General features: G+C 68.5%; 8 protein-coding genes. 2 read left to right on the forward strand and 6 right to left on the reverse strand.

Annotated features, from left to right (window positions below):
* Window positions 1-144 precede the first annotated feature (144 nt).
* Window positions 145-621 (forward strand): fasciclin domain-containing protein, encoded by a 477-nt coding sequence (locus tag J0F76_RS19365; protein ID WP_374298329.1) that lies wholly within the window; start codon window positions 145-147, stop codon window positions 619-621.
* 173 nt (window positions 622-794) lie between these two features.
* Here J0F76_RS19365 and J0F76_RS19370 read toward each other — a convergent pair whose 3' ends face one another.
* From J0F76_RS19370 to J0F76_RS19390, 5 genes are read right to left on the reverse strand one after another with little or no spacing between them, the layout of a single operon-like run.
* Window positions 795-2,303, reverse strand: coding sequence for a tripartite tricarboxylate transporter permease (locus J0F76_RS19370; protein WP_207472007.1), 1,509 nt, complete (start codon window positions 2,301-2,303; stop codon window positions 795-797).
* A gap of 28 nt (window positions 2,304-2,331) precedes the next feature.
* Window positions 2,332-2,793: a tripartite tricarboxylate transporter TctB family protein gene (locus J0F76_RS19375; protein ID WP_207472008.1), complete on the reverse strand. Its 462-nt coding sequence runs from the start codon at window positions 2,791-2,793 to the stop codon at window positions 2,332-2,334.
* Window positions 2,793-3,746, reverse strand: coding sequence for a tripartite tricarboxylate transporter substrate binding protein (locus J0F76_RS19380; RefSeq protein WP_207472009.1), 954 nt, complete (start codon window positions 3,744-3,746; stop codon window positions 2,793-2,795). Before J0F76_RS19380 ends, J0F76_RS19375 begins: the two co-directional genes overlap by 1 nt.
* Before the next feature lie 25 nt (window positions 3,747-3,771).
* A complete protein-coding gene (locus J0F76_RS19385; RefSeq protein WP_207472010.1) occupies window positions 3,772-4,455 on the reverse strand; it encodes an RraA family protein in 684 nt (227 codons plus the stop codon).
* Window positions 4,456-4,465: 10 nt separating this feature from the next.
* A complete protein-coding gene (locus tag J0F76_RS19390) occupies window positions 4,466-5,461 on the reverse strand; it encodes a hydroxyacid dehydrogenase (protein WP_207472011.1) in 996 nt (331 codons plus the stop codon).
* A gap of 110 nt (window positions 5,462-5,571) precedes the next feature.
* Here J0F76_RS19390 and J0F76_RS19395 point away from each other — a divergent pair, with 110 nt between their 5' ends.
* Complete coding sequence (locus J0F76_RS19395) at window positions 5,572-6,462, forward strand: LysR substrate-binding domain-containing protein (RefSeq protein ID WP_207472020.1); 891 nt, start codon at window positions 5,572-5,574, stop codon at window positions 6,460-6,462.
* Between the two features lie 229 nt (window positions 6,463-6,691).
* Here J0F76_RS19395 and J0F76_RS19400 read toward each other — a convergent pair whose 3' ends face one another.
* Window positions 6,692-7,435, reverse strand: a complete 744-nt coding sequence (locus tag J0F76_RS19400) for a fumarylacetoacetate hydrolase family protein (RefSeq protein ID WP_207472018.1) — start codon at window positions 7,433-7,435, stop codon at window positions 6,692-6,694.
* Between the last annotated feature and the right edge of the window lie 156 nt (window positions 7,436-7,591).

The raw sequence follows: 7,591 nt of genomic DNA on the forward strand, positions 1-7,591 counted from the left end.
ATATCATCCCTCCACCTGTCATGCAGGCAGGGAATCACAGATCAAGCCGCAGGGATATCCTGAATCGGGAAAGCCGCAACACGCTCTAGCCTCGCACCACGGCACTCCGTGATGATCATGCAACCCGAGGAGACCCACATGAAAATGATGCCCATCGTTGCGGCCGCCATGATCGGCTTCGCCGCCCTTCCCGCCGCTGCCGCGGACAAGGACATCGTCGACACCGCCGCAGGGGCCGGCAGCTTCACCACGCTTGCCACCGCGCTGGAGGCGGCCGATCTCGTCACGACGCTGAAGGGGGATGGTCCCTTCACGGTCTTTGCCCCGACGGACGAGGCGTTTGCCAAGCTTCCCGCGGGTACTGTCGAAAGCCTTCTGGAGCCCGAGAACAAGCAGAAGCTGGTCGATATCCTGACCTATCACGTCGTGCCGGGCAAGGTGATGGCGGCTGACGTGGTCGGTCTGGACGAGGCCGAGGCCGTCAATGGCAAGATGATCGACGTTCAGGCCGAAGGCGACATGGTCAAGGTCAACGAGGCCAATGTCACCCAGGCCGATGTCGAGGCAAGCAATGGCGTCATCCATGTCATCGACCAAGTGATCATGCCGCCGGAAACCTGATCCCGCCACCCGGCCCTGCCAGGCGCCGATCCCGGCATCCATCCCGGAATCGCGATTGGCAGGCCCAGCGGACAGGTCTGCTTGCCGGACAGGCGATGGGAGGGACCAGGTCGGCCCCTCCCGTTTCATGTCAGTCCCCGACCGATCCGATCAGGCGCGGCAGTTCGAGGGGCTTACGCTTCCTCTTCCTGGAACGCCTCCTCCCGGGTCCTGCGGAACGCGGGCAGGATCATCAGGCCCAGCAGCGCCACGGTGGCCAGCAGCATCACCAAGCTGATCGGGCGTTCCACGAAGATGGCGGGATCGCCCTGGGTGATCAGCAGCGTCCGGCGCAGGTTCGATTCCAGCAGCGGTCCCAGCACGAAGCCCAGCAGCAGCGGCCCGGGCTCGCATTTCGCCTTGCGGAAGGCATAGCCCAGAAGGCCGAAACCCGCCGCCAGGATCACGTCGAAGATGCGGTTGTTCATCGAATAGACGCCGATGCAGCAGAACAGCAGGATCGCCGGGTAAAGCAGGCGATAGGGCACCGTCAGCAGCTTCACCCACAGCCCGATCATCGGCAGGTTGATGACCACCAGCAGCAGGTTGCCGATCCACATCGACGCCACCAGGCCCCAGAAGATCTCGGGCTGGTTGGTCAGCACGGTCGGTCCCGGCGTGATGCCGTGGATCATGAAGGCCGACAGCATCATGGCCATCATGTTGTTGGACGGGATGCCCAGCGTCAGCAGCGGGATGAAGGACGACTGGGCTGCGGCGTTGTTGGCGGCCTCGGGGGCGGCCACGCCCTCGACCACGCCGGTGCCGAAGCGTTCGGGGTGGCGCGACACCTTCTTTTCCAGCGAATAGGCGCTGAAGGACGCCAGTGTCGCCCCGCCGCCGGGCAGCAGGCCCAGAAGCGTGCCAAGCCCGGTGCCACGCAGCACGGCGCCCCAGGAGTTGCGGAAATCCTCGCGCGTGGGCCACAGGCGCGATAGGGGGGCCAGCTTGACGCCCTCGGACCCGCTGCGTTCCAGGTTGGCGATGATTTCCGAGAATCCGAAGATGCCGATGGCGATGACGATGAAGTCGATGCCGTCGAACAGCTCGATCGCGCCGAAGGTCAGGCGTTCCGCGCCAGTCGCCCCGTCGGTGCCGACCATGCCCAGCAGAAGGCCGATCAGGATCATGCCGATGGCCTTCAGCACCGGGCCGCTGGCCAGGATCGTCGCCGCCAGCAGCCCGAACACCATCAACGAGACGTATTCGGCAGGCCCGAAGGACAGTGCGAAGCCGGACAGCGTCGGCCCCGCCACGGCGATGGCGAAGGTCGCCACGGTGCCCGCGAAGAACGACCCCAGCGCCGCGACGGCAAGCGCCGCCCCCGCCCTGCCCTGCCGCGCCATCTGGTAGCCGTCGAGCGTGGTCACGACCGCGGACGCCTCGCCCGGCAGGTTCACCAGGACGGCAGTGGTCGATCCGCCATATTGCGCGCCGTAATAGATGCCGGCCAGCATGATGATCCCGGCCAGGGGCGGCAGGAAGAAGGTGATGGGCAGCAGCACGGCGATGGTGGCGGTCGGGCCGATGCCGGGCAGCACGCCGATCAGCGTGCCCAGCAGCGCGCCCAGAAGGCAGAAGGCCAGGTTCGCGGGCGTGATCGCCTCGGAAAACCCCAGCATCAGCAGGTCAATGAAGGTCATCCGATCCCCTCCCAGGCGATGACGGTGGTCAGAACGGCCACAGGGGGACTTGCACGCCCAACCCGTAGACGAAGACAAGCGCGCCGAACAGCGTCAGCCCGGCGGCCAGCGGCAGGATATGGCGCCACCGGCCGCCCGGATCGGCCAGCGAACCGGCAATGACCAGCCACAGCGCGGCAAGGACAAAGCCAAGGTGCGTCGCCGCATAGGCAAAGCCCACGATGGCGACCGTGATCACCAGCAGGGGGCGCAGGCGCACGGCCTCGATGGCCTGGGCCGGGCGGCGCAGCGCGGGCAGGCCCACGGCCAGGCCAACCGCGATCAGCAGGACGCAGACCACGCGGGGCAGGAAGCCCGGTCCCATCTGCGCCAGCGTGCCGAACGGCAGGCCCCGGCCCATCCACAGGCCCAGCGCGCCAAGCCCGATGAACAGGCCCGCCGACAGCAGGTCGGGCCTGTCGCCGGTGCCGGTGCCGGTGGGGGCGGCCATTACTGGCCCCCCTCGATCAGCTTGAAGATCTCGGTATAGCGGGCCAGCCGCACGGGCATGTCGGCCTGCCAGTCGGCGCCCGACTTGAAGGACAAGGGCAGCGCCTGCTGCCTGGCCTTTTCCTGGAATTCGGGATTGGCAAGCGCGGTGTCCACGGCGGCGGCCAGCCTGGCGCGGATCTCCTCGGGGACGTCGCAATGGGCGGCAAGTCCGCGTTCCGACGACATCAGCACGTCGAAGCCCAGTTCCTTGGCCGTCGGCAGTTCCGGCGCAAGCGTCGAGCGCTCCTCGGCGAACTGCGCCAGCGCCCGGAAGGACCCCTGGTCGCTGGTGGTGTATTCGCCGACGTTCAGGCCGATCATGGCGACATGGCCGCCCAGCAGCGCGGTCTTGGCCTCGTTCGCGCCGCCGAAGGGCACGGCGGTCAGGTCGATGCCGGCGGCCTGTTCCAGTTGCAGCATCGCCAGATGCTCGTCGGTGCCGACGCCGGTGGTGCCCACCGAGACCGCGCCGGGATTGGCCTTGGCGAAGGCCACCAGGTCGGCCAGCGACGTGTAGTCCGACCCGGCCTGGACGATGAAGGTGCCCGGGTCCTCGACGATGCGGGCGATGGGGCAGATGTCGGCGGGCTCATAGCGCAGGGTGCGACCGATCTGCATGGTCAGGAAGCCCGGCGTGTTCAGCGACGACACGGTATGGCCGTCGGGCCTGGCCTGCGACAGCGCGGTATAGGCGATCTCGCCCGAGGCGCCGGGCCGGTTCAGCACCGGGATCTGCGTGTCCAGTTCCGCCTCCAGGAATGGCGCCAGGGTGCGCAGCATGATGTCGGTGCCGCCGCCGGGCGCGAAGGCCACGATCATCTCGATCGGGCGGTCGGCGGGCCAGTCGGCCAGGGCGGCGGTGGCGGTCGTCGCCAGGATCGCGGCCAGGGCCGCAGTTTTGGTGATCGTCATGGTTTCTCCTCCCAGGAAATGTGTTTCAGATGCCTTCGGGCATGGCGCAACCCAGCCGCTTCAAGGCCGCGTCCACCCAGGACCGGTCGTTCGTCCCGGCCTCGATGGCGGCCATCTGCCTTGCCTCGGCATCCTGCTTGGCGGCGGTCCGGGCATAAACCTCCTCGGCCGCCTCGAAGGGCACGGCCAGAACCCCGTCGCCGTCGCCCAACACCAGGTCGCCCGGATGGACGACCATGCCGTCGATGGCTATGGGCACGTTGATTTCCCCCGGGCCGTCCTTGTAGGGGCCGCGATGGGTCACGCCCGCCGCAAAGACCGGCAGGTTCATGGCGACGAACTGGTCCGCGTCGCGGATCGCCCCGTTCAGCACGAAACCCGCCACGCCGCGCCTGATCGCATGGGCCAGCATCAGCTCTCCCATCAGCGAGTTGGTGAGGTCGCCCCCGGCGTCCACGACGATCACGTCGCCCGGCACCGCCATGTCGATGGCCTTGTGCAGCATCAGGTTGTCGCCCGGCCGCGACTTGACGGTCAGCGCCACGCCCGCCAGCACGCCGTCGCGGTGCATCCTGGTCAGGCGCGGCCCGCCCGCCGTCATGCGCGACATGCTGTCGCTGACATTGGCGACCGGCAGCGCGGCGAACCTGGCGACCAGGTCGGCCGGCACGGCGCGCTGCCGGTTGAGGATGCGAAATCCGATGGTCATGGTGTTCTCCTCAGACGGGGGCGTTGGCGCGCGACAGGGCGGCGGCGTTGACGATGCGGGCGGGCGGGACCGGACGCCCGGCCAGGTAATCCACGATGCCCTGCGCGGCCTCGACGCCGACCCGGGCGTTGGCCGCCGTGGTGACGCCGCCGATATGGGGCGTCAGCACCAGCCGCATGTCCGCCCAGAAGGGATGGTCCGGCGCGGGCGGTTCCTTGGCGAAGGTGTCGAGGCCCGCGCCCGCGATGCGGCCGTCCCGCAGCGCGGCCAGCAGGGCGTCCTCGTCGATCAGGCCGCCGCGGGCGGTGTTGACGATGATCGCGTCCTTGCGCATCAGCGCCAGCCGCCGGGCATCGACCAGGTTGCGGGTTTCGGGCGTCAGCGGGCTGTGAAGGCTGACGATGTCGCTTTGCGCGAACAGGGCGTCCAGATCCGCCGCGCGCGTCACGCCCTCGGCCGCGAAGACCTCGTCCGGGCAGAAGGGATCGAAGGCCGAAACCCGGATGCCGAAGGCCCTGGCGAAGCGCGCGGTCTGGCGGGCGATGGCCCCGAAGGCCACCAGGCCCATGGCCGATCCGGCCAGTTCGCGCCCCTGGAAGCCCGGCTTTTCCCAGCGGCCCTCGCGGATGCCGCGATCCAGCGGCACGATCTTCTTGGCCACCGCGAACAGCAGCGCCATGGCATGTTCCGCGACCGACACCGCGTTGGCCCCGGTCGCCACCAGCACCGGCACGCCCTGGCGGCTGGCCAGATCGACATTGATGTTGTCCACCCCGACGCCATGCTTGGATATGACGCGCAGTTCCGGCGCGGCCTGGAACACCGGGGCGTCGAGGCGTCCCATGCGCGAGATGATGCCCACGGGCCGCGCGCTGCGGACCGCATCCAGCAACCCGTCGCCCTGGGCATAGGCGGGCACATAGACCGGCGTCAGGTGCGCCGCCTCAAGCAGTGCCACGGCGTCGGGCGCCAGGCTGGGCCCGGTGATCAGAACTGTATCGGACATCTTCCCCCCTCGGTCGGCGCGGTCCAGCGCCGATGAGGGGGATTGATACCAGTAGAATTCCTGAAACAAAGCGCGTAATTCTGGATGTGATCTTCAGGAAAACTGGAACAGTGGATACCCGGCAGCTCAAGACCTTGTTGGCAATCGTGGAATCCGGCAGCTTCTCTCGCGCGGCGGGGGCGGTTCACCTGACCGTGTCCGCCGTCAGCCAGCAGATCCAGGCGCTGGAACAGGAGGTCGGCGCCCCGCTGTTCGACCGCGCCTCGCGTCCGCCGCGCCTGACCGCCGCCGGTCAGCAGATGGTGGAACTGGCCGACCAGGTGGTCCGCGCGGCAGAGAACGCCATCGATGCGATCTCGGGCCGCAGGCTGATCGGAACGCTGTCGATGGGATCGGTCCGCACAAGCGCCCTGTCGCTGCTGCCGCGCGCGATGGTCAGGATGAATGCCGCCCATCCCGACCTGCGCATCAAGCTGCGCGTCGCGCTGTCCGAGACGCTGTTGCAGGACGTGCTGGCAGGCAGGCTCGATGCCGCGATGATTGCCGAACACGGCAATTTCCCGTCTGCCCTGCGATGGCGGCCCTTTCTCCGCGAGCCGCTTTGGCTGATCGCGCCCCCGGGATCGCCCCGGCTTCCGGTCGAGGAGTTTCTGACCCGCTATCCCTTTATCCGCTTCCGGTCGAACGTGCCCCTTGCGCATATGGTCGATCTGGAACTTGCGCGTCTCAACCTGCCCCTCAACGAGATCGCCGAAATCGACACGATCGCCGCGATCGCATCCTGCGTCGCCAACGGTCTGGGCGTGTCCGTCGTGCCCCAGGTCGCCATCGACGACGCGGCCGCCGATTTCGTCCGCGCGCCCTTCGGCAATCCGCAGATGTTCCGCCAGATCGGATTGGTCGAGCGCAAGAGCGGCTCCCGGGCCCTGCTCATCTCCGAGATCCACAGGCTGCTGGTCGAGATCTGCGGACCGAACGGGATCCCCTACAAGACGGAATAGCGGCGACATGACCGTGAAGATGCCGCGATCAAGCCTTTCGCGAACTTCGTTCCGGACCGAATGCGACCGGCGGGTCTGACAAGGCTGCCGTGCAGCATGATCCGGACGACCGGCGGCGATGGGTCGCTTCCGCGTCCACCCGGCGGGACATAGCGTCAGTGCCGGAATCGACCGCCGTGCTGACGCCAGCGGTTCGGCGACGGCGCGGCATGGCTGATGCGGATCGGCCTCAGACCGCAGGCACGAGGTTCACCGCCACCTCTGCCCCGTCGGCGCTTGCCCGCGCGGTACCTGCGTCCTCCAGCGGCAGCGGGCCAAGCCTTGCGCCGGTGATGACCACATCCCCCTTGCGCAGGGGCATTCCCTGCCCGGCCGCATGGTCTGCCAGCCAGGACAGGAAGGACAGCGCGTCATCCAGGTCTTGCAGTGTCTCGGAGGCCTGGATCGGCCGGTCGTCCAGCCACAAACGGATGCCCAGCGGCCCCCGCAGGGCCTCGCGCCAGTTGTCCAGCGTGTCCCCCAGCACGATGCCGCCCGAGCTGAAGGCGTCGGCCATGGCTTCCAGGGGACGAACCGCCGTGCGGTCGGCAAAGCGCGACGCGACGATCTCGAAACACAGGCGGACTTCCCCGATGGCGGCCATGACCCTGTCCGGATCGGCGCCGAGGTGCAGATCGGTCCCCAGGATCAGCGCGGTCTCGACCTCGATGCACGCGTCGCGCGGAAGGGCCGGCAGCGTTTCGCCCGAGGCCGCAACCAGCCTTCCGGGCAGCGCGGCCGCGTGCCGGTCGCGTCCCGCCAGCAGCGCCATTTTCCAGGCTCCGCCGCCAAGCTGCCGGATGACGGCGCGCTGCACGGCATAGGCGGCCGCGGTATCGGGCGGCGATACGGGAAGGCCCGCCGGGCGGGGACCGCCGTCCCGGACCTGCAGAAGGGAACGGGCCGCTGCCGCAACATCGAATTCTTCGGTCATCAAGGGCTTTCCGTCAGGTTCAGATCCGGCATGGCAGCCGGGGGAATGATCGCGCCCGGATGGGTCACGACGGCGGCGGCCAGCCGCGCGGCCGCCGCGATGGCCGGTCCGGGGGGCAGGCCCGCCATGCGCGCGGCCAGCAGGCCGGCATTGAAG

The organism is Paracoccus fontiphilus (genome assembly GCF_017356265.1).
Lineage (GTDB): Bacteria > Pseudomonadota > Alphaproteobacteria > Rhodobacterales > Rhodobacteraceae > Paracoccus > Paracoccus fontiphilus.

What these genes read in the sequence shown, in the direction of transcription:
- J0F76_RS19365 (WP_374298329.1), top strand. Translation starts at nt 145, where the DNA reads ATGATGCCCATCGTTGCGGCCGCCATGATCGGCTTCGCCGCCCTTCCC.
- J0F76_RS19370 (WP_207472007.1), bottom strand. Translation starts at nt 2,303, where the DNA reads ATGACCTTCATTGACCTGCTGATGCTGGGGTTTTCCGAGGCGATCACG.
- J0F76_RS19375 (WP_207472008.1), bottom strand. Translation starts at nt 2,793, where the DNA reads ATGGCCGCCCCCACCGGCACCGGCACCGGCGACAGGCCCGACCTGCTG.
- J0F76_RS19380 (WP_207472009.1), bottom strand. Translation starts at nt 3,746, where the DNA reads ATGACGATCACCAAAACTGCGGCCCTGGCCGCGATCCTGGCGACGACC.
- J0F76_RS19385 (WP_207472010.1), bottom strand. Translation starts at nt 4,455, where the DNA reads ATGACCATCGGATTTCGCATCCTCAACCGGCAGCGCGCCGTGCCGGCC.
- J0F76_RS19390 (WP_207472011.1), bottom strand. Translation starts at nt 5,461, where the DNA reads ATGTCCGATACAGTTCTGATCACCGGGCCCAGCCTGGCGCCCGACGCC.
- J0F76_RS19400 (WP_207472018.1), bottom strand. Translation starts at nt 7,435, where the DNA reads ATGACCGAAGAATTCGATGTTGCGGCAGCGGCCCGTTCCCTTCTGCAG.